This is a genomic window from Nocardioides sp. GXQ0305, from assembly GCF_050880345.1.
Classification (GTDB): domain Bacteria; phylum Actinomycetota; class Actinomycetes; order Propionibacteriales; family Nocardioidaceae; genus Nocardioides.
This window is the reverse complement of record NZ_JBNYXG010000001.1, coordinates 444,298-469,428: the sequence shown is the minus strand read 5'-3', so window position 1 is coordinate 469,428 and position 25,131 is coordinate 444,298. Positions and strand designations below refer to the sequence as shown.

The 25,131-nt window shown below is 71.0% G+C and carries 19 protein-coding genes; 2 read left to right on the top strand and 17 right to left on the bottom strand.

The window, feature by feature from the left end:
• Positions 1 to 102: 102 nt before the first annotated feature.
• The 3 genes from ACQ1X7_RS02280 to ACQ1X7_RS02270 are packed head-to-tail and all read right to left on the bottom strand — an operon-like array spanning position 103 to position 3,087.
• Positions 103 to 1,365: a hydroxyacid-oxoacid transhydrogenase gene (locus ACQ1X7_RS02280; RefSeq protein ID WP_432476523.1), complete on the bottom strand. Its 1,263-nt coding sequence runs from the start codon at positions 1,363 to 1,365 to the stop codon at positions 103 to 105.
• Positions 1,362 to 2,264, bottom strand: a complete 903-nt coding sequence (locus tag ACQ1X7_RS02275; RefSeq protein ID WP_432476522.1) for an NUDIX domain-containing protein — start codon at positions 2,262 to 2,264, stop codon at positions 1,362 to 1,364. Before ACQ1X7_RS02275 ends, ACQ1X7_RS02280 begins: the two co-directional genes overlap by 4 nt.
• 13 nt (positions 2,265 to 2,277) lie before the next feature.
• Positions 2,278 to 3,087, bottom strand: a complete 810-nt coding sequence (locus tag ACQ1X7_RS02270; RefSeq protein ID WP_432476521.1) for a lysophospholipid acyltransferase family protein — start codon at positions 3,085 to 3,087, stop codon at positions 2,278 to 2,280.
• Between the two features lie 160 nt (positions 3,088 to 3,247).
• Between ACQ1X7_RS02270 and ACQ1X7_RS02265 the strand changes: the two genes are divergently transcribed.
• A complete protein-coding gene (locus tag ACQ1X7_RS02265) occupies positions 3,248 to 3,634 on the top strand; it encodes a DUF2784 domain-containing protein (RefSeq protein WP_432476520.1) in 387 nt (128 codons plus the stop codon).
• 29 nt (positions 3,635 to 3,663) lie between these two features.
• Positions 3,664 to 5,262 (top strand): hypothetical protein, encoded by a 1,599-nt coding sequence (locus tag ACQ1X7_RS02260; RefSeq protein ID WP_432476519.1) that lies wholly within the window; start codon positions 3,664 to 3,666, stop codon positions 5,260 to 5,262.
• A gap of 57 nt (positions 5,263 to 5,319) precedes the next feature.
• Here the strand turns inward: ACQ1X7_RS02260 and ACQ1X7_RS02255 are convergent, their stop codons facing one another.
• From ACQ1X7_RS02255 to ACQ1X7_RS02190, 14 genes are all read right to left on the bottom strand, one after another.
• The gene (locus ACQ1X7_RS02255) at positions 5,320 to 6,567 is read right to left on the bottom strand and encodes a geranylgeranyl reductase family protein (RefSeq protein WP_432476518.1); all 1,248 of its coding nucleotides are present in this window, start codon (positions 6,565 to 6,567) and stop codon (positions 5,320 to 5,322) included.
• A gap of 78 nt (positions 6,568 to 6,645) precedes the next feature.
• On the bottom strand, positions 6,646 to 7,323 hold the full coding sequence (locus ACQ1X7_RS02250) for a DUF429 domain-containing protein (RefSeq protein WP_432476517.1): 678 nt from the start codon (positions 7,321 to 7,323) through the stop codon (positions 6,646 to 6,648).
• Positions 7,320 to 8,342, bottom strand: a complete 1,023-nt coding sequence (locus tag ACQ1X7_RS02245; RefSeq protein ID WP_432476516.1) for a serine hydrolase domain-containing protein — start codon at positions 8,340 to 8,342, stop codon at positions 7,320 to 7,322. Before ACQ1X7_RS02245 ends, ACQ1X7_RS02250 begins: the two co-directional genes overlap by 4 nt.
• Positions 8,339 to 8,710 (bottom strand): hypothetical protein, encoded by a 372-nt coding sequence (locus tag ACQ1X7_RS02240; protein ID WP_432476515.1) that lies wholly within the window; start codon positions 8,708 to 8,710, stop codon positions 8,339 to 8,341. Before ACQ1X7_RS02240 ends, ACQ1X7_RS02245 begins: the two co-directional genes overlap by 4 nt.
• A gap of 176 nt (positions 8,711 to 8,886) precedes the next feature.
• Complete coding sequence (locus tag ACQ1X7_RS02235) at positions 8,887 to 12,768, bottom strand: DNA-directed RNA polymerase subunit beta' (RefSeq protein ID WP_432476514.1); 3,882 nt, start codon at positions 12,766 to 12,768, stop codon at positions 8,887 to 8,889.
• Positions 12,769 to 12,788: 20 nt separating this feature from the next.
• Positions 12,789 to 16,328: a DNA-directed RNA polymerase subunit beta gene (rpoB, locus tag ACQ1X7_RS02230; protein ID WP_432476513.1), complete on the bottom strand. Its 3,540-nt coding sequence runs from the start codon at positions 16,326 to 16,328 to the stop codon at positions 12,789 to 12,791.
• Between the two features lie 242 nt (positions 16,329 to 16,570).
• The gene (locus ACQ1X7_RS02225; RefSeq protein ID WP_432476512.1) at positions 16,571 to 17,353 is read right to left on the bottom strand and encodes a J domain-containing protein; all 783 of its coding nucleotides are present in this window, start codon (positions 17,351 to 17,353) and stop codon (positions 16,571 to 16,573) included.
• Positions 17,350 to 17,934 (bottom strand): hypothetical protein, encoded by a 585-nt coding sequence (locus tag ACQ1X7_RS02220; protein ID WP_432476511.1) that lies wholly within the window; start codon positions 17,932 to 17,934, stop codon positions 17,350 to 17,352. Before ACQ1X7_RS02220 ends, ACQ1X7_RS02225 begins: the two co-directional genes overlap by 4 nt.
• Positions 17,931 to 19,226, bottom strand: a complete 1,296-nt coding sequence (locus ACQ1X7_RS02215) for an MCE family protein (RefSeq protein WP_432476510.1) — start codon at positions 19,224 to 19,226, stop codon at positions 17,931 to 17,933. The genes ACQ1X7_RS02220 and ACQ1X7_RS02215 overlap by 4 nt, the downstream gene beginning before the upstream one ends.
• The gene (locus tag ACQ1X7_RS02210; protein ID WP_432476509.1) at positions 19,223 to 20,677 is read right to left on the bottom strand and encodes an MCE family protein; all 1,455 of its coding nucleotides are present in this window, start codon (positions 20,675 to 20,677) and stop codon (positions 19,223 to 19,225) included. Before ACQ1X7_RS02210 ends, ACQ1X7_RS02215 begins: the two co-directional genes overlap by 4 nt.
• Entirely contained in the window at positions 20,674 to 21,822 is a 1,149-nt protein-coding gene (locus ACQ1X7_RS02205; RefSeq protein WP_432476508.1) for an MCE family protein, read from the bottom strand. The genes ACQ1X7_RS02210 and ACQ1X7_RS02205 overlap by 4 nt, the downstream gene beginning before the upstream one ends.
• Positions 21,819 to 22,802 (bottom strand): MCE family protein, encoded by a 984-nt coding sequence (locus ACQ1X7_RS02200; protein WP_432476507.1) that lies wholly within the window; start codon positions 22,800 to 22,802, stop codon positions 21,819 to 21,821. Before ACQ1X7_RS02200 ends, ACQ1X7_RS02205 begins: the two co-directional genes overlap by 4 nt.
• Positions 22,799 to 23,836 (bottom strand): MCE family protein, encoded by a 1,038-nt coding sequence (locus ACQ1X7_RS02195; protein WP_432476506.1) that lies wholly within the window; start codon positions 23,834 to 23,836, stop codon positions 22,799 to 22,801. Before ACQ1X7_RS02195 ends, ACQ1X7_RS02200 begins: the two co-directional genes overlap by 4 nt.
• Positions 23,833 to 25,128 carry an MCE family protein gene (locus ACQ1X7_RS02190; protein WP_432476505.1) on the bottom strand — a complete coding sequence of 432 codons (1,296 nt, stop codon included), beginning with the start codon at positions 25,126 to 25,128 and terminating at the stop codon, positions 23,833 to 23,835. The genes ACQ1X7_RS02195 and ACQ1X7_RS02190 overlap by 4 nt, the downstream gene beginning before the upstream one ends.
• Positions 25,129 to 25,131 lie beyond the last annotated feature (3 nt).

The window sequence follows — 25,131 nt, the reverse complement described above, 5'->3', positions numbered from 1 at the left end:
GCCGCGACCACGACCACCAGGAGCAGGCCGCCGAGCGCCAGGGGGATGACCAGGCGTCGGTGGCGGGGATTCACCCCACGAGTCTAGGACGCGGCCCGGCGCTCACCAGTTCGCCATGGAGCCGCGGAAGACGGCGGCCAGGTCCTCGGCCGTGGGCTCGCGCGGCGCCGTGGCCAGGAGCCGCTGCTGCTGGAGGGTCCCGGCCACCAGGTCGTCGACGTCGCTCTCGCCGTAGCCGATCTCGGCGAGCCCGCTCGGCAGCCCGATGTCGCGCATCAGCGTCGACAGCACCCGGGGCAGCACGTCGGGCCCGTCGCCGGTCGCGTCGGGGTCGAGCAGCCGCGCGGCCCGGTGGTGGCGCTCGGGCGAGGCCTCGAAGGTGAAGCCGAACGCCGCGGGCGCGGTCATCGACACCGCCATACCGTGGGGCACGATCGCCTCGTCGTCGGGGTAGCCCTCGGGCCGGTAGTCGCGCACCCGGCCGGCGATCGGGTAGGCGTTGGCGTGGGGCACGTGGACCCCGGCGTTGCCGAAGCCGAGGCCGGCGAAGGTGGCGGCCATCGCCATCTGCTGCCGCGCGTCGCGGTCGCTGCCGTCGTGCACCGCCGTCCGGAACGCGGTCGAGAGCAGCGACATCGCCTTCTCGGCCCACAGGTCCGCGATCGGGTTCGCCCCGCAGTAGGGCACCCGCTCCCCGGGCTGCTTGGCCGGGAAGTCGGCGTACCAGCGCGCCGTGTAGCTCTCGAGCGCGTGGCACAGCACGTCCATCCCGGCGGCCGCCGTCACCATCGCGGGCTGGCTGAAGGTGAGCTCGGGATCGACGACGGCGCTGGTGGGCCGCAGCCGCGGGTGGCTGATGCCGGTCTTGACGTGCTGCTCGAGCACGTCGAGGACGCACACGGTGGTGCTCTCGGCGCCGGTGCCCGTCGTGGTCGGGCAGGCGACCAGCGGCAGCAGCGGCTCGCTCGGTGCCCGCCCGCCGCCCACGGGCGGGTTCACGTAGTCCAGCAGCTCGCCCGGGTTGGTGGTGAGCAGGTTGACCGCCTTGGCGGTGTCGATGGCCGACCCACCGCCGACGGCGACGATCGCGTCGAAGGGCCCCGTGTCGCGCGCGAAGCCGATCGCCTCGCGCAGCGACTCGTCGGTCGGCTCGACCCGCGCCTCGGCGTACGTCGTCACCTCGGGGCCCGCGGCGGCGACCTGCTCCGCGATCCGGGTGGGGTGACCCGTGGCCGCGACGCCGGGGTCGGTCACCAGCAGCACCCGTCGGGCGCCGCTGGCGGCGAGGTCGTGCCCGATCTCGGCCGAGGCGCCGCTGCCGAACTTCAGGCCCGGCGCGCCGTAGGTGAAGACGGTCTCGGTCATCGGCCGGCTCCTGTGGTCCCGAGGACGTGGGTGACCATGTCGAGCACGGGCACCTCGCCCGCGACCACGTCGGCGACCGGCACCCAGGCGACCGCGTCGGTGGTGCCTCCGGTCTCGACGACCCGAGGCTCGGCGCCCTCGTCGACCCGGGCGGCGAAGATGAGGTGCACGCCGTGGAAGTCCTCCCACCGACCGCTCGGGGCGGTGCCGGAGAAGTGCCAGTCGTGCACGTCGAGGAGCTCGCCGACCTCGCACGGGATCCCGCACTCCTCGGCGACCTCCCGCTCCAGGGCCACTGCCGGCCGCTCGCCGTGGGCGATGCCGCCACCCGGGAGGGTCCACAGCCCCGGGTGGGCCGCGGTCTCCGAGAGCCGGGTCAGCAGGACCTCGCCGGCGTCACCCGCCGCGGCCCGCATCACCAGGGCGTACGCCGCCACGCGCTGTCGCTGGAACGGCACGTGGTCGGCCAGCGCCTCGATCACCAGCGGCGTCACCGGGAGGTCGCCGGAGACCACGTCGGCCAGCGGCTGCCACGCCGCCTCGATCGTCGACCCGTCGACCTCCAGCACCCGCGGCTCCGGCGAGCCCGGCGCCACCCAGCCGTCGTACACGATCCGGACGGCGTGGGCGTTGACCCGTTGGCCGGCCCGCCACGCCTGGGGCATGTGGGCGGAGTAGACCCGGGCGGTGTCACTCACGTCGGCGCGCAGGCCGGTCTCCTCGTGGACCTCGCGGACGACGGCGTCGCGCGGGTCCTCGCCGTGGTCGAGCCCGCCGCCCGGCAGCGTCCACAGCTGCTCGCGGGTGACCAGCGGCGACAGCCTGCTGAGCAGGATCGCGTCGTCCCGGACGATGACGGCGTACGCCGCCACGCGCTGTCGCTTCGGTGTGCTCGCCATGACGCCCACCAACCTAGACCGGACCCACGGCTTCCGGTGGCAGCGGCGGCCCCCAGGTCGGACCGATCGCCGACCGCGGCATCACGTCCAGCTCGACCGCCTCACGCCGGTCGGGAGCGTGCCCGCCGAGGTGGGCCGGGTACCACGGCGCGTACTCCCCGGGCGCCGGCCGCAGGTGCGGTCGTCGCTGCAGTCCCTCCAGCAGCCCTGTGAGGGTCTGACCGAGCCGCGCGGTCCACTCGGCCACGTCGGCGTCCGGCGGGACGTGGAACGGCTCGCCGAGCACGAGGTCGACGGGTCGGCCGCTCCGCAGGCTGGGACGCGGCCTCGGGCCGCCCGGTCGGCGGACGCTCCAGACACGCTGGATGCCCCACTGGCTGACCGGCACGACCGGCACCCCGGTCTCGCGGGCCAGGGCGACTGCACCCGGCATCAGCGCGCGCACGGTGTAGGAGTGGGAGATCCCGGCCTCGGGGAAGATCCCGACGGCCTCGCCCTCGCGGAGCAGCCGACGTGCGTGCAGGTACGCCCCCGCGGGTGCGGCGCGGTCGACCGGGACGTGGCGCATGCCGGTCATCGCGCGTCGGACGCCGGGGACGTTCCAGACGTCGTGGCGGGTGAGGAACCGGACGCAGCGCCCGCGCTCCCACCCGGCGGCCGCCAGGACCATGAAGTCGGGGTAGGCCGCGTGCGTCGACGCCAGGATCACCGGGCCCTCGGCCGGCAGGCGCTCCAGCCCCTCCAGGTGGAGGCGCAGCCCGAGGGCCCGGAGGACGAGGCCGCCGAGCGCGACGGTCGCGCGGTAGTACCCGTCCTCCAGCACCCGCGCATTCTCGCCGACCCCGGGGCCCGAGCGGCGGACGCCGTGCGGCGACGATCGTGGGCGCGTCCCGGGGAGGAGCCGTAGAATCGAGAGTGCTGGCACTGGACTGCTGACGGTGGCCGCCCCCGGGCGGGTCCGCTGGTGAAGGGGGTGCGGCATCGTGACGGTCGCCGCAGCGGGTGTGGTCCTGGTCCACGTCGCCTACCTGGTGTTCCAGATGCTCGGCGCCCTCCTGGTTCTCCGACACCGACGATGGCTGTGGATCCACCCGCTCGCGGTCGCGTGGGGCGTGGGAATCGTCGCCTTCCAGGGCGGGTGCCCGTTGACGCGTGCGGAGAAGTTCCTGGTGGCGCGATCGGGAGGAACGCCGTACGAGGGGTCCTTCCTCGACCACTACGTCTTCGGCGTCCTCCTCCCCGAGGGCACCCAGCCCCTGGTCTACGGGCTGCACCTCCTGGTCATCCTCGCCACCTACGGCTTCGTCCTGTCCCGGCTGCGGACGACGTCCGATTCCCCGGTCGCCACCCCTCCTCGCCTGGGCGTGTGACCGGGCCGGGCTGCTCACGGGGGTGAGGCGTGGACCTGCAGCAGCACGACGGGTGCCGCCCGGTGGTGTCGGAGCACCGGGCGGGCCGTACGCCACGCCGGGGGTACGACGGTCCGGGCCCACGGCGCCTCCGCCGGCTCCTGGGAACGACGATCGCGGTGGTGGTGCTGGCGCGCCTGGTGCACGCCGGCCTTCCCCTGCGCCCCGACGAGGGTGGATACCTCCTGATCGCGCGGCACTGGGCCCCCGGCTCGGGTGAGTTCCTGTACGGCGACTACCACGTCGACCGTCCACCCCTCCTGATGCTCTTCTTCCGATGGGCCGCTCTGTGGGACAGCGACGCCGCCATCCGCCTCATCGCCGTGCCGGTCGTCGTGGCGGCCGTCCTGGCCGTGGCCGCCTCGGGTCGACTGATCGGCGGCCACGTCGCTGCGGTCTGGTCCGGAGTCGTCGCCGGGGCGCTCCTCTGCTCGCCTGCGCTGGCGAGCGACCAGGCGGACGGGGAGCTGTTCGCCGTGGCGTTCGTGGCCGGGAGCGTCCTCCTCGCCCTGCGGGCGGGTCGGGCGACGGCCACCCGGTCGGCGCTGGCCTGGACGTTCGGCGCCGGGGTGCTGGCGGCCTCCGCGACGCTGGTCAAGCAGAACTTCGTCGACGGCATCGTGTTCCTGGGTGTCCTGGTGCTGGCCCGGTCAGCGCGGGACCGTCAGGCGGCCCCCAGCACCGCGGCCACCTGCATCGTCGCGCTGGCGGGGTTGGCGACGACCTACGTCCTCGCCCTCGTGTGGCTGTCCTCGGCGGGCGCCGACCTCTCCCAGATCGCCTCCGAGCTGGCCGGGTTCCGCGGCGCCGCGCTGGAGGCGATCCTCGGGTCGAGCCTGCACGCCCCGGCCCGGCGGGCCGTGACCCTCGTCGTCCTCGCGACGGTGAGCGCCATGCTTCCCATCGCATGGGTGTGGGTGCGCTGGCTGCGCCACCGACGTGGGGGCCCGGACCCGGAGCAGTGGGCACTGGTCGCCCTGCTCGGCTGCGGCGTCCTCGGCGTCCTCCTCGGCGGGAGTTACTGGCCGCACTACCTGCAGCAGCTCGTTCCCGGCATCGCCCTGGGTGCGGGTGTGGTGATCGCCGAGGGCGGCCGTGCTGCGCGCCGGATGAGGGTGCTGGCCCGGGCGTCGGTCGCCTCGGCGGCCGTCGCGACGGCGGGCACGGTGGCCGTCTACGCGCTGGTGCCCTCGGTCTCGTCCCCGCAGCAGGTCGGGACGTGGCTGGCGCACTCCTCGCACGGCGGCGACACCGCGGTCGTCACCTACGGCCACCCGCAGATCCTCGAGCAGGCCGATCTCGCCTCGCCGTACCCCTACCTGTGGAGCCTGCAGATGCGCACCCTGGATGAGCGTCAGCAGCGCCTGCGCCAGACGCTCCGGGGCCCGGACGCCCCGACGTGGGTCGTCCAGGTCACGACTCTCGACGCGTGGGACATCGACCGCGACGGTGCCCTGCGCAGGCTGCTGGCCGACCGCTACCGCCACGTCGCGGACGTGTGCGGGTACCCGGTCCTGCTGCGTGTCGGCGTCGATCGGGACCTCGCCGAGGTTCCCAGCTGCGGCACCGGCGGTGCGTGGCCCGGGTGAGGGCACGCGGCGGGCGCACGACGCGACGAGCGGCCCGCTGACCTGCCGGTCCCCGGGTCAGGAGAACGGCGGCCGCGCGTCGCGGGTGATCGAGTGCCGGCCGGCCCAGCGCCACACCCGGGCGGCCCGGTCCCGGTCGTCGTCGGTCACCAGGTTGCCCATCCAGCGCAGCGCGAGGGTCATCAGCCAGTCCGAGCGCATCCCGGCCGGCCCGAGCGCCCGCAGCACCCCGGGGACGGTCACCAGGCCGGCGAGCCGGCGGGCGATCGAGAACGCCTCGCCGTAGTGGTCCTGCAGCAGCGCCGGCCACGCGGCCGACAGGTCGTCGGACGACGTCATCGTGTCGACGACCAGCCGTCCGCTCTCGAGGCCGTAGTCGATGCCCTCGCCGTTCAGCGGGTTGACCAGCGCCGCCGCGTCCCCGACGAGCGCCCAGTTGCGGCCGGCCACGTGGGACACCGCGCCGCCCATCGGCAGGAGGGCGGACGTGGGCATCCGCAGCTCCTCGGCGAGGCCGAAGTCGTCGCGGATGGTGTCGGCGTACACCTGCATCAGCGGCTTGATCGCGACCTCCGCCGGCCGTTTCGCCGTCGCGAGGGTGCCGGCGCCGAGGTTGACCGAGCCGCGGCCGTCGGAGGAGCCGAGCGGGAACACCCAGCCGTAGCCGGACAGGATGTCACCCTGCTCGTCGCGCAGCTCGAGGTGGCTGCTGATCCACGGGTCGTCGGCCATGGTGGAGTCGACGTAGCACCGCCCGGCGACGGCGTAGACGGTGTCGCGGTGCCACTCCCGCCCCAGCTTCTTGCCGAGCGGCGAACGCACCCCGTCGGCCACGACCAGCCGCTCGCAGGCGACCTCGAAGTCACCGTCGGCGTCACGCAGCACCACGGCGGAGACCCGGTCGCCGTCCCGGCGTACGTCGACGGCCCGGGCGCCGTCGAGCCCGGCGGAGCCGGCCTTGATCGCGGTGGTGCGCAGGTGGTCGTCGAGCTCGGTGCGCGCGACGGCGGAGCCCCACGAGGGGAGGGTGCCTCCGGGCCAGGGCAGCAGCAGGGTCTGACCGAACCCGTGGGCGCGCAGCCCCTGGCTCACCGTGTGGGCGCGCAGCCAGTCGCCGAGGCCCAGCAGCTCCAGCTCGCCGACGGCGCGCGGGGTGAGGCCGTCGCCGCACGTCTTGTCCCGCGGGAAGACCGCGGCGTCCACCAGTAGTGTGTCGAGGCCCTGCCGCGCCGCCCAGGCCGCGGCGGCCGACCCGGCGGGGCCGGCGCCGACGACGAGCACGTCGGTGCTGGTGGGGCGCGTCACGAGCCGATTGTCGCAGCAGGGTGGAGCCGGTCCGAATTGTCGCGCGGACCGGCGGTCACCGGCGGAGTGCCGGTCCGGTCACACGTGGATCGCCGCGGGGAGACCGTCGGAGAACACCTCCGGCTCCTCCGGCAGGGTGTAGGAGTGGCCGTCGAGGTGGCGGCGCGCCGTCCAGGCCACCGCGCACGCGTCCAGCACGTCGTCCTGGGCCACCCCGGGACCGTACGGCGGGGGCGGCGGCTCGATGCCGGCCCGCCGCAGCGCCTCCCGCCGGGTGGCGACACCGGCCGCGGTGCGCTTGGACAGGACCGAGTCGGCGCCGAGCTCGGTGAAGCTGACCTCGGGGTGCACCTCCAGCACGGCGACGCCGGGCCCGGACCGCACCCAACGGTCGACCTCGGCGATCTTCGCGCAGAGGTGGAACCCCTGCACGCTGAGTCCGGTGCCGGTCGCCCGTCGATGGGCCGCGTTGGCCTCGGGATGGGTCGGGGCGGCGACAGCCACGCGAGTGGGGGTGGGGAACACCGACGACTTCCGCCCGACCGGGAGCACCGCCCGGGCTGCGAGGTCGGCGCGGCGCGGACCGGCGTCGGGCAGCCCGATCGGGATGTCCACCCCGACCACGACCGGCCGCACGGCCGCCCGGTCCACGAGCTCGGCCACGGTCGGCGCCGTGGCCAGCGTGACCCGACCCCCGACCAGCAGGGCGCCGACCCACCCGGCCGGGCAGCCGTCGACCCCGAGCACGGCGGTCATCGGGCGAGGGCGTCCTCGACCAGGTCCCACGCAGGGTCGAGCCCGTCCTCGCGGTTGCACAGGACGACGATGACCACGTCCTGCCCGACGAGGTAGCGGGCACCGGTCTCGACGCCCGGGTCGCCGCCACCGTGGCTGAACGCCCCCGCGGACAGGAACAGGGAGTAGCCGATCGTCCAGCCGTCCTCGATCACCGCGTGCGACGTGCGCATCAGGCGGGTCAGCTCGTCGCCGAGCAGCGAGCCCGTCGCGATCGACCGGAAGAAGCGGTCCAGGTCACGGGCGGTCGCGAAGGCGCCACCGTCACCCCCGCCGACGACCGGGGTGGAGAAGACGTTGGTGCGCCCGGACGGCAGGTAGCCCACGGCCAGGTCGGGTACGGGGTCGTCGAGCCGGAAGTAGCCGGCGCCGGACATGCCCGCGGGGCCGAGCACCCGCTCGCCCACCACGTCGACGAACTCCCGGCCGGTGACCTCCTCCAGCACCGCGCCGAGCAGCACGTAGCCCGCGTTGGAGTAGTGGAACTCCGCCCCTGGGGCCGCGACCGGCGCCGCGTCGGCGTACAGCGGCAGGAAGTGGTCGGTCCGCTCCATCCGGTACGACGGGAGGTCGCGCCACAGCGCCCCGTAGTCGTCGACGTAGCCCGCCAGGTCCTCGTCCTCCTCGGCGTAGTCGCCGATGCCGGAGGTGTGCGTCAGCAGGTGGTGGACCGTGACCGCGGTGTCCAGCGTCCGCGGGCGCCGCTCCGGCGGCAGCACGTCGACGACCCGGTCGTGGACGCCGAGCTCTCCCCGGCCCACGCAGGTCAGCACGGCCGCGGCCGTGAACGGCTTCGAGAGCGAGGCGAGCGCGAACCGGGTGCCCGGCCCGATCGGCCGCCTGTTGCCACGCTCGGCGAGTCCACCGGCGTACTCGAGCAGCGTCTCGTCGCCGCGGGTCACCAGCACGGTCCCCGAGAAGCGGTCGTCGGCCGTGTGCGTCGCCAGCTCCCGCTCGACCCGGGCCCACGCCTCGCTCATGGCATCGGCCGGGGCCGGAACCCGGAGCACATGATCCGCAGGTGCGAGATGCCCTCGGGACCCTCCCGGTAGTACGCCTGCTGCTCGGCCACGTGGGCTCCCCCGGGTGTCTCGAGGTCGAGCCGGTAGCTGATCCGCGCCGTGTCCGCGACCTCGTCCTCGCTGACCTCGACCACCGAGGTGACCCGGTCGTGGGGCTCGAACCAGTGCCCGAGCACCACCTCGAGCACGCCGTCGGGCGAGTCCGCCTCCCAGAACCGGCCCGGGGTCAGCCCCTTGAAGTCGACGTCGGGGCTCAGGCACGCCCGCAGCGCGTCGTGGTCCTTGGCGACGATGGCGTCGACGAAGTGGCGGGCCGTGCTGCTCATGTCCCGAGGAAAGCACACGGCCCCGACCCGCGGAAGCGGGTCGGGGCCGGTGGATGACGGTCGATCAGTCCTCCCAGCTGGTTTCGAGACGTGTCACGCCCTTCCGAGCACGCTCGGGAGCACGTCGACACTCCTCAACCTGGTTCTTGCACCAGAACTGAGCGCGCTTGCGCGCGTCAGTTCTGGTACGAACCAAAGTCGAAGTCGTCCAGGGCGACGGCCTGACCGTTGCCGGCGTTGCCGAACTCGTAGTCGTAGGAGTCGTAACCGGTGACGGAGTACGCCGCGGCGCGGGCCTCCTCGGTCGGCTCCACCCGGATGTTGCGGTAGCGCTCCAGGCCGGTGCCGGCCGGGATCAGCTTGCCGATGATCACGTTCTCCTTCAGGCCGCGCAGCGAGTCGCTGCGACCGTTGATCGCCGCGTCGGTGAGGACGCGGGTCGTCTCCTGGAAGGAGGCGGCCGACAGCCACGACTCGGTGGCCAGCGACGCCTTCGTGATGCCCATCAGCTCCGCGCGACCCGAGGCGGGCTTGCCGCCCTCGGTGACGACCCGGCGGTTCTCCTCCTCGAAGCGGATCCGGTCGACCAGGTCCGACGGCAGCAGGTTGGTGTCACCCGACTCGATGACCGTCACGCGGCGCAGCATCTGCCGCACGATGATCTCGATGTGCTTGTCGTGGATCGACACACCCTGCGACCGGTACACGGCCTGGACCTCGTCGACGAGGTGCTGCTGGGCCCGACGGATGCCGAGGACGCGGAGCACCTCCTTCGGGTCCGGCGTACCGACGGTCAGCTGGTGACCCACCTCGACGTGGTCGCCGTCGGCGACCAGCAGGCGGGACCGCTTGCTGACGGGGTACTCGTGCACGTCGGAGCCGTCGTCGGGAGTGACCAGGACCTTGCGGGCCTTGTCGGTCTCCTCGATCTCGACCCGACCCGTGACCTCCGCGATCGGCGAGAGGCCCTTGGGCGAGCGGGCCTCGAACAGCTCGACCACGCGGGGCAGACCCTGCGTGATGTCGTCGGCCGACGCCACACCACCGGTGTGGAAGGTCCGCATCGTCAGCTGGGTGCCGGGCTCACCGATCGACTGCGCCGCGATGATGCCGACCGCCTCGCCGATGTCGACGAGCTTGCCGGTGGCCAGCGAACGGCCGTAGCACTTCGCGCAGGTACCGGTCTTGGCGTCACAGGTCAGCACGGAGCGGACCTTGACCTCCTCGATGCCGGCCGCGACCAGCTCGCCGATCTTGACGTCGCCGAGGTCCTCACCGGCTCCGGCGAGCACCTCGCCCGTGTCGGGGTGGGTGATCTCGACGGCCGCCGAGCGGGCGTAGGCCGCGGTCTCGGCGTTGTCGTCCTTGCGGACCACGCCGTCCTCGCCCCGCACGCCGATGGTCTTCGGCAGGCCGCGCTCGGTGCCGCAGTCGTCCTCACGGATGATGACGTCCTGCGACACGTCGACCAGACGCCGGGTCAGGTAGCCCGAGTCGGCGGTCCGGAGCGCGGTGTCGGCGAGTCCCTTGCGGGCACCGTGGGTGGAGATGAAGTACTCCAGCACCGTGAGACCCTCACGGAAGTTCGCCTTGATCGGCCGCGGGATGATGTCGCCGCGCGGGTTGGCCACCAGGCCTCGCATGGCGGCCACCTGACGGATCTGCATCATGTTTCCGGACGCACCCGAGTCGACCATCATGTAGATCGGGTTCGACTTCTCGAAGGTCCCCTCCATCGCCTTGGCGACGTCGTTGGAGGCCTGCGTCCAGATCTCGATGAGCTCCTGGCGGCGCTCCTCGTCGGTGACCAGGCCGCGCTCGAACTGCTTCTGGACCTTCTCGGCCTGCTTCTCGTAGTCGGCGAGGATCGTCGCCTTCTCGGTCGGCGTGGTCACGTCGTCGATCGACACCGTGACGCCCGAGCGGGTGGCCCAGTGGAAGCCGGCGTCCTTGAGGGCGTCCAGCGACGCCGCGACCTCGACCTTGGAGTAGCGCTCGGCCAGGTCGTTGACGATCGCCCCCAGCGCCTTCTTGCCCACCTCGTAGTTCACGAAGGGGTAGTCGGCGGGCAGGGTCTCGTTGAACAGCGCCCGGCCCAGGGTGGTCTCCAGGGTGAGGGACGTGCCCTCCTCCCAGTCGGCCCCGAGGTCGAGCTCGAGCGGCGGCACGATGTCGTCGAACCGGATCTTGATCCGGCTCTGCAGGCTGATCTCGCCCCGGTCGAAGGACATGATCGCCTCGGCCACGCCGGCGAAGGCGCGGCCCTCGCCGGGCTCGCCCTCCCGGTCGGTGGTGAGGAAGAACAGGCCGATGATCATGTCCTGGGTCGGCATCGTCACCGGCCGCCCGTCGGACGGCTTCAGGATGTTGTTCGTCGACAGCATCAGGATCCGGGCCTCGGCCTGCGCCTCGGCCGACAGCGGCAGGTGCACCGCCATCTGGTCGCCGTCGAAGTCCGCGTTGAACGCGGTGCAGACGAGCGGGTGGATCTGGATCGCCTTGCCCTCGATCAGCTGCGGCTCGAAGGCCTGGATGCCGAGGCGGTGCAGCGTGGGTGCGCGGTTGAGCAGCACCGGGTGCTCGGTGATGACCTCCTCGAGCACGTCCCACACGACCGGACGCGCACGCTCGACCATCCGCTTGGCGGACTTGATGTTCTGGGCGTGCGAGAGGTCGACCAGCCGCTTCATGACGAACGGCTTGAACAGCTCCAGCGCCATCTGCTTCGGCAGGCCGCACTGGTGCAGCTTCAGCTGCGGGCCGGACACGATGACCGAGCGGCCGGAGTAGTCGACGCGCTTGCCGAGCAGGTTCTGGCGGAACCGGCCCTGCTTGCCCTTGAGCATGTCCGAGAGCGACTTCAGCGGCCGGTTGCCCGGGCCGGTGACCGGACGCCCGCGGCGGCCGTTGTCGAACAGCGAGTCGACGGCCTCCTGGAGCATCCGCTTCTCGTTGTTGACGATGATCTCGGGCGCGCCGAGGTCGAGCAGCCGCTTGAGGCGGTTGTTGCGGTTGATCACCCGGCGGTACAGGTCGTTGAGGTCGGAGGTCGCGAAACGGCCACCGTCGAGCTGCACCATCGGCCGCAGGTCCGGCGGGATGACCGGGACGGCGTCGAGCACCATGCCGATCGGCTGGTTGCCGGTCTTGCGGAACGCGTCGACGACCTTGAGCCGCTTCAGGGCGCGGACCTTGCGCTGGCCCTTGCCGGTGGCGATGACCTCGCGGAGCGCGTCGACCTCGGCGTCGATGTCGAAGTCCTCGAGCCGCTTCTGGATCGCCGTGGCGCCCATGTGGCCCTCGAAGTACTTGCCGAACCACGCCTTCATCTCGCGGTAGAGCAGCTCGTCGCCCATCAGGTCCTGGACCTGCAGCGACTTGAAGCTGTTCCAGACCTCGTCGAGGCGGTCGATCTCGCGCTGCGAGCGGTCCCGGATCTGCTTCATCTCGCGCTCGGCACCGTCGCGGACCTTGCGCCGCTGGTCGGCCTTGGCGCCCTCGGCCTCGAGGGTCGCCAGGTCCTCCTCGAGCTTCTTGGTGCGGTCCTCGAGGGCGGAGTCACGCCGCTTCTCGAGCCGCTGCCGCTCCAGGTCGACCTTGCTCCCGAGGGAGTCCAGGTCCTTGTGGCGCGCGTCCTCGTCGACGGAGGTGATCATGTACGCCGCGAAGTAGATGACCTTCTCGAGGTCCTTCGGGGCGAGGTCGAGCAGGTAGCCCAGCCGCGACGGCACACCCTTGAAGTACCAGATGTGGGTCACCGGGGCGGCGAGCTCGATGTGGCCCATCCGCTCGCGACGGACCTTCGAGCGAGTCACCTCGACGCCGCAGCGCTCGCAGATGATCCCCTTGAAGCGCACCCGCTTGTACTTGCCGCAGTAGCACTCCCAGTCCCGGGTGGGACCGAAGATCTTCTCGCAGAAGAGGCCGTCACGCTCGGGCTTGAGCGTGCGGTAGTTGATGGTCTCCGGCTTCTTGACCTCACCGTGGCTCCACTGACGGATCTCGTCAGCGGTGGCCAGGCCGATCTGAAGCTGGTCGAAGAAGTTGACGTCCAGCACTGTTGTTGTCCCTATTCCCTTCAGACTTCCTCGACGGACGACGGCTCACGACGTGACAAGTCGATGCCGAGCTCCTCGGCCGCCCGGAACACGTCGTCCTCGGCGTCCTTCATCTCGATGGCCGTGCCGTCCTGCGACAGCACCTCCACGTTGAGGCAGAGCGACTGCATCTCCTTGACGAGCACCTTGAACGACTCGGGGATCCCGGAGTCGGGGATGTTCTCGCCCTTGACGATGGCTTCGTAGACCTTGACGCGACCGGGCACGTCGTCGGACTTGATCGTGAGCAGCTCCTGGAGGGCGTAGGCGGCGCCGTAGGCCTCCATCGCCCAGACCTCCATCTCGCCGAACCGCTGGCCGCCGAACTGGGCCTTACCGCCCAGCGGCTGCTGCGTGATCATCGAGTAGGGGCCGGTGCTGCGGGCGTGGATCTTGTCGTCCACCAGGTGGTGCAGCTTCAGGATGTACATGTAGCCGACCGAGACCGGGTCGGGGAACGGCTCGCCGGAGCGGCCGTCGAACAGGCTCGCCTTGCCGGTCTCGTCGATCACCCGGACGCCGTCACGGTTGGGCAGCGTCGCGCCCAGCAGGCCGGTGATCTCGTCCTCGCGGGCACCGTCGAACACCGGGGTCGCGACCCGGGTGTCCGGCTCGGCCTTGTCCGCGTGGATCTTGATCAGCCGCTGCTTCCAGTCGGCGTCCTTCTTGTCGTCGGACAGGTCGAGGTCCCAGCCCTGCTTGGCCAGCCAGCCGAGGTGCAGCTCGAGAATCTGGCCGATGTTCATCCGTCGGGGCACGCCCAGCGGGTTGAGGATCACGTCGACCGGGGTGCCGTCCTCCATGAACGGCATGTCCTCGACCGGCAGGATCTTGGCGATGACGCCCTTGTTGCCGTGGCGGCCGGCCAGCTTGTCGCCGACCGAGATCTTCCGCTTCTGGGCGACGTAGACGCGCACCAGCTGGTTGACGCCCGGCGGCAGCTCGTCGCCGTCCTCGCGGTCGAAGACCCGGACGCCGATGACGGTGCCGGACTCGCCGTGGGGCACCTTCATCGAGGTGTCGCGGACCTCGCGCGCCTTCTCGCCGAAGATCGCGCGGAGCAGCCGCTCCTCGGGGGTCAGCTCGGTCTCGCCCTTGGGGGTCACCTTGCCGACCAGGATGTCGCCGGTCGTGACCTCGGCGCCGATGCGGATGATGCCGCGCTCGTCGAGGTCGCTCAGCATCTCCTCGCCGACGTTGGGGATGTCGCGGGTGATCTCCTCGGGGCCGAGCTTGGTGTCGCGGGCGTCGACCTCGTGCTCCTCGATGTGGATCGAGGTGAGGACGTCCTCCTGCACCAGGCGCTGGCTGAGGATGATCGCGTCCTCGTAGTTGTGGCCCTGCCACGGCATGAACGCCACCAGCAGGTTGGTGCCCAGCGCCATCTCGGCGTCGTCGGTGCACGGGCCGTCGGCGATCGGCGACCCGGCCTCGACCTTGGTGCCCTCCGCAACCAGCGGCCGCTGGTTGATGCACGTGCCCTGGTTGGAGCGGCGGAACTTCGCGAGGCGGTACGACGAGTAGGTGCCGTCGTCGTTCATGACCTCGATCAGGTCGGCCGAGACGTCCTGGACGACACCGGCCTTCTCGGCCACCAGCACGTCGCCGGCGTCGACCGCGGCGCGGTACTCGATGCCGGTGCCGACCAGCGGGCTGTCGCTCTTGATGAGCGGGACGGCCTGCCGCTGCATGTTGGCACCCATGAGCGCGCGGTTGGCGTCGTCGTGCTCGAGGAACGGGATCAGGGCCGTCGCGACCGACACCATCTGGCGCGGCGAGACGTCCATGTAGTCGACCTCGTCGGCCAGGATCTCGGAGACCTCGCCGTCACGCTGCCGGACCAGCACGCGCTCCTCGACGAACGTGCCCTTGTCGTCGAGCGCGGCGTTGGCCTGGGCGATGACGTAGCGGTCCTCGTCGTCGGCGGTGAGGTAGTGGACCTCGTCGGTGACCTTGCCCTTCTTGACGACCCGGTAAGGCGTCTCGACGAAGCCGAACGGGTTGATCCGGCCGTAGGAGGCCAGCGACCCGATCAGGCCGATGTTCGGGCCTTCCGGCGTCTCGATGGGGCACATCCGGCCGTAGTGCGACGGGTGGACGTCGCGGACCTCCATGCCGGCGCGGTCGCGGGACAGGCCGCCGGGGCCGAGCGCCGACAGGCGGCGCTTGTGGGTCAGCCCGGCGATCGGGTTGGTCTGGTCCATGAACTGCGACAGCTGAGAGGTGCCGAAGAACTCCTTCAGCGCCGCGACGACCGGGCGGATGTTGATCAGGGACTGCGGCGTGATCGCCTCGACGTCCTGGGTCGTCATCCGCTCGCGGACCACGCGCTCCATCCGGGCCAGCCCGGTGCGGAGCTGGTTCTGGATCAGCTCGCCGACGGTGCGCATCCGGCGGTTGCCGAAGTGGTCGATGTCGTCGGACTGCACCTTGATCGGCTTGTCGTCGGGGCCGTGGACCACGTTGCCCTGCGCGTCGACGAGGTCGGCCGCGTCGGTGGCGGTGTTGGCGTGCAACTGCACGATGAAGCGGATCGTCGCGACGATGTCGGCGATGGTCAGCGTCTGCTGGTCGAACGGCTGGGCGACACCGAGCTTCTTGTTGATCTTGTAGCGACCGACCTTGGCGAGGTCGTAGCGCTTGGGGTTGAAGTAGTAGTTCTTCAGCAGCGTCAGCGCGGCCTCACGCGTCGGCGGCTCGCCCGGGCGCAGCTTGCGGTAGATGTCGAGCAGCGCGTCGTCGGGACCCTGGGTGTGGTCCTTCTCCTCGGTGAGCTGGATCGACTCGAACGCACGCAGCTCGGCCATCACGGCGTCGTAGTCGTAGTCCTCGCCGGTGTCCTCGGCGACTGCCTGCAGCGCCTTGAGCAGCACGGTGACGTTCTGCTTGCGCTTGCGGTCGAGGCGGACGCCGACGGTGTCGCGCTTGTCGACCTCGAACTCCAGCCAGGCCCCGCGCGAGGGGATCAGCTTGGAGGTGAAGACGTCCTTGTCGGAGGTCTTGTCGGCGGCCCGCTCGAAGTAGACGCCCGGGGAGCGGACGAGCTGCGAGACGACGACCCGCTCGGTGCCGTTGATGATGAAGGTGCCCTTGGGGCTCATGAGCGGGAAGTCGCCCATGAAGACCGTCTGGCCCTTGATCTCGCCGGTGTCGTTGTTGGTGAACTCCGCCGACACGTAGAGCGGGGCGGAGTAGGTGAAGTCCTTCTCCTTGCACTCGTCGACGGTGTACTTGGGGTCGTAGAAGACCGGGTTCTCGAAGGACAGCGACATGGTCTCGCTGAAGTCCTCGATGGGCGAGATCTCCTCGAAGATCTCCTGCAGGCCCGACTTCTCCGAGACGTCGTCGCCGGCTTCGCGGCGGCGCTCGACCTCGGCCTGCCAGGCCTCGCTCCCGATCAGCCAGTCGAAGCTGGCGGTCTGGAGCGAGAGGAGCTGAGGGAGCTCGAGGGGCTCGGTGATCTTGGCGAAGGAGATGCGGTGGGACTTGCGGGTGGTACCTGTGGCGGTGCGCGCGGCCAAGAGGTGTCCTTTTCACGGGTCGCTCTGGGAGAGGGCGCCCACCACCACGCATCCGCCACCGGGCAGGCGGAAGCGCATCTGAGAGAGGGCGCGAACGTGAAGAGTACCTCAGAGAGAGGGCGCGACACAACATCGGCGTCAAGGCGGTACGAGTGACTGCCCGCGACGTTGCGTTAGATCATGAACGCAGACCCGCGTCAGGTCAAGCGGAACGCCGATTCGGGCGCGTCGGCGTGGCGCGGCTACTGCTGCGCGGGGCTGGTCTCGACGTCGTCGACGAGCCACTCGCCGTCGACGTTCTCCATGGTGAGGGTCACCTGGTCCTTGTAGACGACCGGCTCCCGGGTGACCTTGTTGGTGGTGGGCCGGTCGACGAACAGCAGCACCTCGGTGCGGTCCTGGCCCGCGCGGACGATGGAGGAGGCCAGGACGTCGACGTCGACGACCGTCTGCGTCGACGGCGCGTTCTCCTTCACGGCGGCGGCGAACAGGTCGTCGTACTTCTGCCTGTAGCTGGACGTCATGAGCTCGTGGGCCGCCTCCTGGTCCTCCTCGAGCGTCTCGTAGTCGTAGGAGAGCACGGTCACCGCGGCGCGCTCGGCGGCGTTGCGGGCCCCGCTGGCGGCCTCGCTCACGGCGCCCGCCGAGGGCTGGGTCCAGAGGTAGCCCGTCGCCGCCACGGCGAGCAGGGTCAGCACGGCGACACCGACCAGCAGCCAGGTGGGGACCACCCGCGGGGTGCGCGCCTCCCGGACGACGTCCGGAGCCGGCTCCGGCCCGACCTCGGGCTCGGGTTCGGGCTCTGGCTCGGGCTCGGCCTCGGACTCGGCGAGCACCGCGTCGTGGGCCGCGCGGCGCTCTGGGTCCAGCAGCACCTCGGCGGCCTGGTTGTAGAGCCGGAACCGCCGGTCGGCCGGCGTCAGGTCGGCGATCGAGGCGCGCCAGGCGTCACGGATCTCGTCGGTGGTGGCGGCGGGGTCGACGTCGAGGACGTCGTACCAGTTGGGGACGGGGGGCGCGGTCATCGCTCCCCTCCCGTCACCGGGGTGAAGTCGTCGACCAGCCACTCCCCGCCGGTCTTCACCAGCGTGACCTGGAACCGGAACGGCACCGGCTCCTGGGGGTCGAGCTCACCCTTGCGGTCGGGGTAGGCGTCGGTGAAGGTGCCGGCGACCAGGGCGGTGGCGGAGTCGTCGTCCAGGGTGGTCACCCCGGTCGCGAAGACCTCGGCGGTGCGCCCGACCCCGGCCTGGCCGACGATCTGCTCGGCTGCGCTGACCTGGCGCTCGAAGCTCGCCTCCAGCTTGGGTGTGATCACCTCGGAGACCAGGTCGCGGTACTCGGGCAGCTGGTTGCCCTCGAGCTGCTCGGGCCCGTAGGTGCCCATCCGCAGCATGAACTGGCGCGACTGGCTCATCACGGCGTCCCGCTCGGACTGCACCTCGGTGGCGCCGCCGTCGAGGCCGACGACGTCGGCGCCGCGGGTCGCCACGAGCCAGATGCTGGTGCCGATGCTGGCGAGCAGCACGACCAGGAGCACCCCGAGCAGCACCAGCCGGAAGGTCGGCGCGGGGGTGGCGGGGTCGTCGCGGTCGCTGCTCGTCACTCCGGCTTCGCTGCCAGGGGCTGGAGGAACAGCCACTTCCACGACTCCTCTCCGAGGCTGCTGGGGGCCAACGTACCGGGGCTCGCGGCACTGCCGGGAATCCTGCTTCCCCACCGGACCTTGCCGGTCCCGGGGTGGTACGTCGCGACGACGGGAGCGTCGTCGTAGGACGCCGCGGGCCGCGGCGCGGGGGCGTGCTGGGCGCCACGAGCGTTGCTCTGGGCGGCGGGCTCGAGGCACCGGGCATCCATGTTCATCGGGATGTCGCGGCCGTCCTGCGGCTTGCGGATGTCGGTGCTCTCGTAGCCGTGCGTGCAGACGTGCGGGTCGGTCTGGAGGACCATCCCGAAGTGGGCGTTGTAGAGGCCGCCGGGCTTCTTCGACACGACCGTGAAGCCCCCCTCGACGACGTACGGGTAGACCACGAGCACCTGCTCGATGCCGTCGAGGTGGGCGACGGCGACCTCCCCCGTGGTCACCAGGTTGTTGATGAGCTCGCCCAGCTCGACCTCGTTGTCCTCGATGAAGCGGCGCAGCTCGTTCGCGGTCGCCGACCCGTTGTCGATGACCTCCCGCAGGTCGGCGTCGGCCCCGGCCAGGGTGCCGCTGAACGCCGAGAGGTTCCGGGCGAAGGTCCGGATCGCGCTCGCCGAGTCGGCCTGGGTCTGCAGCACCGTGTTGCTGTCGCGGATGAGGGCGGTGGTGACGTCGAAGTTCTCGTTGGCGTCCTCGATGAACGCGTTGCCGGTGTCGATGATCTGTCCGAGGTCGTCGCCGGTGCCGCCGAACGCCTGGCCGAACTCGCTGACCGTCGTCCGGAGCGCGTCCTTGTCGACCGACTCCACCGTGTCGGACAGGTGGGTGAGGAAGACCTGGGTCTTGATCGGGGTCCGGGTGTTCTCGACCGCGATCTCGGAGTCGTCCTCGAGGTAGGGCTCGGCGTCGCTCTGCGGCTGCAGCTCGACGTACTGCTCACCGACCGCGGAGCGGTTGCCGACCAGGGCGATCGCGTCGGCGGGGATGGTGTCGAAGGAGTCCTCGATCGACAGCACGACGTCGACGCCCCCGTCGGTGAGCTGCAGCTGGTCGACCTGGCCGACCTTGACGCCGCGGTAGGTCACCTCGCCGCCCGCGAAGATGCCGCCGGAGTCGGCGAAGTGGGCCACGACCTCGTAGGAGTCGTCCCGCACCAGCCGGTCGAGCTGGGCGTAGCGGGCCCCGACGAAGCTGACGCCGAGCAGGGTGATCGCCGCGAACACGAGCAGCTGGAGCTTGGTACGACGCGTGATCATCGGGTCACCATCCCGGGGACGAGGAGCGACACCAGGTCGGCGTCGTAGACCTCCATGAGCTCACCCATGGTCGGCCCGCGCGGTCCGTAGTCGCCCTGCCGGCCGAACGGCGGACGGGGCAGGCCGCCACCGGTGATCCCGTCGAGGACCCCTCCGAGGCCGCCTCCGCCGCCTCCGCCGCCGTTGCCGCCACCCGGACCGGGGAGGTTGGGGAGCTGCAGGGCGTTGAGCTGCCGGCAGACGTCCTTGTCGCGGTTCTTCCTCTTCTGGCACTCCTCCTGCAGGTTCAGCAGCTTCTGGGGCCGCTTCAGCAGCTTCCTGCAGGGCTTGCTGCCGAGGTCGCCGGACCGCAGGCACCGGGTGACCAGGCCGACCGTCTCGACGGGGTCGAGAACCGTCGGCAGGTCGGTCGGGGGGTCGGGCAGGCCGTCGCCGTCGTCGTCGCGGGTGCCCGCGACCTTGACGTCCAGGGTGATCGAGAGGTTGGTGTAGTCGCCCATGCGGAGGTCGCGGGCCACCTGCGGGTCGCGCCCGACGACCTCGTCGACGAACGGGTAGGTCAGGAAGGCGTGGAAGGACTTCGCGAACGCGTCACCGGACTCCGCGAACTTGTCGAGCACCGGCACCAGCTGCCGGAACGACTGGATCGTCGACTGCTTGGAGGCCCGGATGACCCGGACACCGACGTCGCCCAGCTCGTTGACCGCGCGGAGCATCCGCACCAGGTCGGCCCGCTGCCGGTCGATGGTCCGCAACGCGCTCGGGAGCTCCTGGAGCGCCTGGTCGATGGTGCCGATCTGGTCGCTGGTGGCGAGCGAGAGCCGGTTGAGGCCCTCGAGGGCGCGGACGATGTCGGCCTTGCCCTCGTCGAGCTGCCCCATCAGGTCCTCGACCTGGCGGAACACCGACTTCACGTTGTCCTCGCGACCCTCGAGCGCCTTGTTCAGCTCGGTGGTGATCGTCTTGAGCTGGGCGACACCGCCACCGTTGAGGAGCAGGCTGAGCGCTCCCAGCACCTCCTCGACCTCGGGGTTGCGGGAGGTGGCGTCGAGGGCGATGGTGTCGCCGTCGGCCAGCGCGGTCGTGCTGGCACCGCTCTCCGGCGGGCTGAGCGAGACGAACTTCTCGCCCAGCAGGCTGGTCTGCCGGATCTCGGCCACGGCGTTGCTCGGGAGGTCGGTGCCGCGCGGCAGCTCCATGGTCACCAGGGCGGTCTCGCCGTCGAGCTGCACGTCGGTGATCTTGCCGACGCTGACGTCGTTGATCTTGACCGTCGACTGCGGGACCAGGTCGAGCACGTCGTTGAACTCGGCCCTGACGACCATCGGGTCGTCACCGGTGTCGGTGCCGCCCGGCAACGGGAGCTCGGTCGCGCTGCAGCTGCTGAGCACGAGCGCGGCGCCGAGCACGGCCACCAGCAGGGCGGTCGTACGACGGAGCCGGGCGGTCATCGCGGCACCTCCACGAGTCCGCCGAGGCTCGGGTCGTAGCGGTCCTGCCACGCCGGTCGCGGCCCCTGACCGAACGGCACGCGGTTGGCCCCGTCGTTGGGGAGGGCCGCCTCGATGGCGTCGCAGGCCGCCCCGGAGTCGTCGACCTGCCCGACGAAGCCGCACAGGTAGGCGGCCGGGTCGGCCAGGATCTGGTCGGGGGTCGAGCCGAGGTTGGCGCGGGTGTCGAGGGTCCCGGCCTGCGGGTTGTAGGTCAGCGCCAGGTTGTTGAGCGCCACCGGGGCCGCCGACAGGATCTCGTCGAGGGCCTTCCGCTGCCGGGCCAGCACGCCGGCGACCCGGTTGAGGCCCTCGATGTTGCGGCCCAGGATCGCGCGGTTGTCACGGACGAAGGTCGAGACCTGGCCCAGCGCGGTGGACAGGTTGCGCAGGGAGGCGGCCAGCTCCTCCTTCTCGCCCTCCAGGACGGTGGACACGTCGGCGATCGACCGGTTGAAGCGGCGGACGGTGCGGTCGTTCTCGGCGAGCGTGCTGATGAAGCCCTGCAGGGCGCGGGCCGACCCGAAGAGCTCCTCGCGGTTGTCGCTCAGCGTCTGGCTGAAGTCCGCGAAGTCGCGGATGGTCTGGTTGAACTGCTCGCCCTCGCCGCCGAAGTTGTCGGCGGTGACCTCCAGCAGGTCGGAGAGGGCCCCCTCCTTGTTGGCGCCCGTGGGGCCGAGGGCGACGTTGAGCCGGTCGAGGTTGTCGTAGATCTGGTCGAGCTCGAGCGGGACCGAGGTGTCCTCGACGCTCATGGAGGCTCCGTCGGCGAGCACGTCGCCTCCGTCGTACGCCGGGGTGAGCTGGACGTAGCGGTCCCCGACGATCGAGGGCGAGATGATGACCGCGTCGGCGTCGGCCGGGATCTGCACCTCCGGGTCGTAGGACATGGTCACCACGACGTCGGTGCCCGAGGGGGTCACCGAGTCGACGGTGCCGACCGGGACGCCCAGGACCCGGACGTCGCTGCCCTCGTAGAGCGAGATGGTGCGCGGGAAGTGGGCGGTGACCGTCTTGCGGTCGTCGTCCCGGAACATCACCACGGCGGCCGCGGCCAGCAGGGCCACGACGATGCCGGGGACGACCGCGCGCTTGAGGAGGGTCATCCCACACCGCCCCCGTTCGCGAGGTCCGGGGCCGGAGGCATGTTCTGGATGTAGGTGTCGAACCAGGGGCCGGTGCCGAGGGTGTTGGCGAAGACGCGGTAGAACGGCGCCATCAGCCGCAGGCTGTTGTCGATGTTGTCCTCGTTCTTGGTGAGCACCTGCAGCACGCTCTCGAGGTGGGTGAGGGCCGGCTTGAGGTCGGCCCGGCTCTGCTTCACCAGCAGGGTCAGCTCCCTGGAGAGCCGCGAGGTCGACACCAGCAGGTCGTGGATGGCCTCCCGCCGTTGCACCAGCGCCCGGAACAGCACGTCGGCGTCGCGCATCAGCGCGATGATGTTGTCGTCCCGCTCGTCGAGCACGCCCGAGACCTTGCGCAGGTTCTTGAGGAGGGTGTTGATCTGCTCGTTCTTGTCGGCGACGTTGGCCGACAGCGCGGAGACGCCGTCGAGGGCGGCGCGGAACTCGTCGGGGGTGTTGCGGGTGAGGTCGGCGAAGGTGGTGAACGACTCGGCGAGCTGGTCGGTGTCGATCTCGCCGGAGGTCTCGGCGAGCCCGCTGAACGCCTCCACCACGTCGTAGGGGGAGGTGGTGCGCTCGAGGGGGATCTCCTGGTCCTCGTCCATCTGGCCGTCGCCGGCCGGCTCCAGGGCCAGGAACATGGCACCCAGCAGGGTCTTGACCTTGATCGCTGCGCGGGTCTCCTGCCCGAACTCGGCGTCGTCCTCGACGCGGAAGGCCACCCGGACGTGGTCACCGGCGAGCTCGACCTCCTCGACCTTGCCGACGCGGACACCGGCGATCCGGACCTCGTCGTTGGCCTTGAGCCCTCCGGCCTCGGAGAAGCTGGCGTAGTAGACGTCGCCGCCGCCGATGACCGGCAGCGAGGCGGCCTTGAAGGACACCAGGATCAGCCCGGCGATGACGGCGAGGCTGATCGCCCCGACGACCACCGGGTTGCGCTCTCGGAAGGGGATGCTCATCCCAGCTCACACCTCTCGGAGCCGGTGTCGTAGTCGAGGCCCTCGACGGTCCGGCCGCCGGGGAGCGACACGGTGCCCCGGAACTCGCACAGGTAGAAGTTGAACCAGGAGCCGTAGATCGCGGTGCGTCCGACCTTGCGGAGCTTGATGGGCAGGACCTGCAGCGCCCGGTCGATCTCGGCCTTGTTGCGGTCGAGGTTGCCGGCGAACGTGCGCAGGTGCTTGATGTCCTTGACGAACGGCTCGCGGACGCCGTCGATCAGGTCGGCGGTCTCGACCGAGAGCTCCGAGATCTGGTCGAGGGACCCGAGGATCGCCTCGCGGTCGTCCTTGAGCCCGCCCACGAACACGCGGAAGGACTGGATGAGCTCGGTCAGCTGGTCGTCGCGGTCGCCGATCTGCTCCAGCACCCGGTTGAGGTTGTCGACCAGGTCGGAGATCACCTGGTCGCGGTCGGCGAGGGTCTGGGTGACCGACGCGGTGCTCTGGAGCAGGCCCTCGAGGGTCCCGCCCTCGCCCTGGAAGACCCGGATGACCTCGTAGGAGAGCTTGTTGAGGTCCTCCGGCGAGAGCGCCTGGAACAGCGGCTTGAAGCCGTTGAAGAGGACGGTCAGGTCGAGTGCGGGCGAGGTCTGGCCGACCGGGATGGTGGCACCCTCGTCGAGCCGGGCGGTGTCGCCGATGGTCTCGCTGAGGGAGATGTAGCGCTGGCCGACCAGGTTGCGGTAGCGGATCGACGCGTGCGTCGCCTCGCTGAGCGGGGTGTCCTCCTCGACCGTGAACGTCACCAGGGCACGGGTCCGCTCGGTGATCTCGACCCCGGTCACCGAACCGACCCGGACGCCGGCGATCCGGATGTCGTCGCCCTCGACGACGCCCGTCGCGTCGACGAACTCCGCCTGGTACTCGGTCTTGTCGGTGAACGAGATGTTGCCGATCGTCACCACCAGCATCGAGGTCGCCAGCGTGGTCACGACCACGAAGATCGTGAGCTTGACCAGGGCGCCCATGGTCGCCTTGTCGAGCGCGCTCATCGCAGGCTCACCTCCCCGCCACGGGCCATCGGCCCGACGAGCAGCGCCCCGAGGTCGGGCACGTCCTCGGCGGGGACCCCCAGGCCGGGCGCCAGCATCGCGTTGAGCAGCCCGGCCTCGGCCGAGCTGCCGGAGTAGCCGGCGCCGCGCACGGCGTACGACGGAGCAACCCGGCTGGTGCCCTTGCCCGTGGGCTGGTCGACGCCGTCCACGAAGTCGGGCTGCGTGCGGGCGGGCTTGGCCTGGGAGTAGTTGTCGGCGGGCAGGCTGGTGGCGCAGGACGGTCCGCGCTTGTCGCCGAACACCGGCCGGTCACCTGCGTTGTAGCCGCGCGGCTGGTGGGGGAGGGTCTCGAGCACGATGTGGAGGGTGAAGCCGCGGAACGCCTCGGCCTGCATCGGGGCGGCCCGCACGATGCCCTCGAGCAGGCAGGGGTACTCGGGTGCGTACTTGGCGAGCACGCGCAGCTGCGCCTCGCTGACCTCGCCCAGCCGGATCAGGTTGTCGCCGTTGGTCCGGAGGAACCCCTCGGTGGTGCGCGAGAACGCCGCCACGTCGGTGTAGAGCGCGCGCACCTTGGCGTCGCGCTCCTCCAGGGTCGTGGTGGTGGTGATCGTGTTGCGCAGGATCTCGGCGATCTGGGGCATCACGTCGGCGTAGGTGTTGGAGACCCGGGCGGTCAGCCGCAGGTCGTCGAGGATCTGCGGGATCTGCGGGTTGAGCCGCTTCAGGTAGGAGTCGAGGGTCTCGAGGTTCTCCCCCAGCCGCTCGCCGCGCCCCTCGAGGGCGGTGGCGATGGCGTTCAGGGTCATGTTCAGCTCGGCGGGCTGCACCGTGCGGAGCAGCGGGTAGAGGTCGGAGAGCACCTTCTCGACCTCGATGGACACCTCGGTGCGCGGGATCGTGGCCCCGGCCTGCAACGCCTCCCCCTCGCCCGGGCTGCTCCCCTCGGGGATCTCGAGCGAGACGTACTTCTCGCCGAACAGCGTCTTGGGGACGATGGAGCCGGTCACGTCGGCCGGGACCTCGTCGATCTGCCCCGGGTAGAGGCCGAGGGTGAGCCGCGCGCCCTCGGTGTTCGCCTCGAAGTCGAGGACCTCGCCGACGATGACGCCGCGGACCTTGACGTCCGCCCGCTCCGGCAGCTGCAGTCCGATCTTGCTCGTCTGGAGGGACACCTCGTCGTAGTCGGCGAACTTCTTGGTGAAGATCGCGTAGGTCAGCCACACCGCGAGCAGCAGCAGGCAGAGGAAGACCACGCCGAGGGCCTTGTGGGCGGCCAGCACCTTCATCGC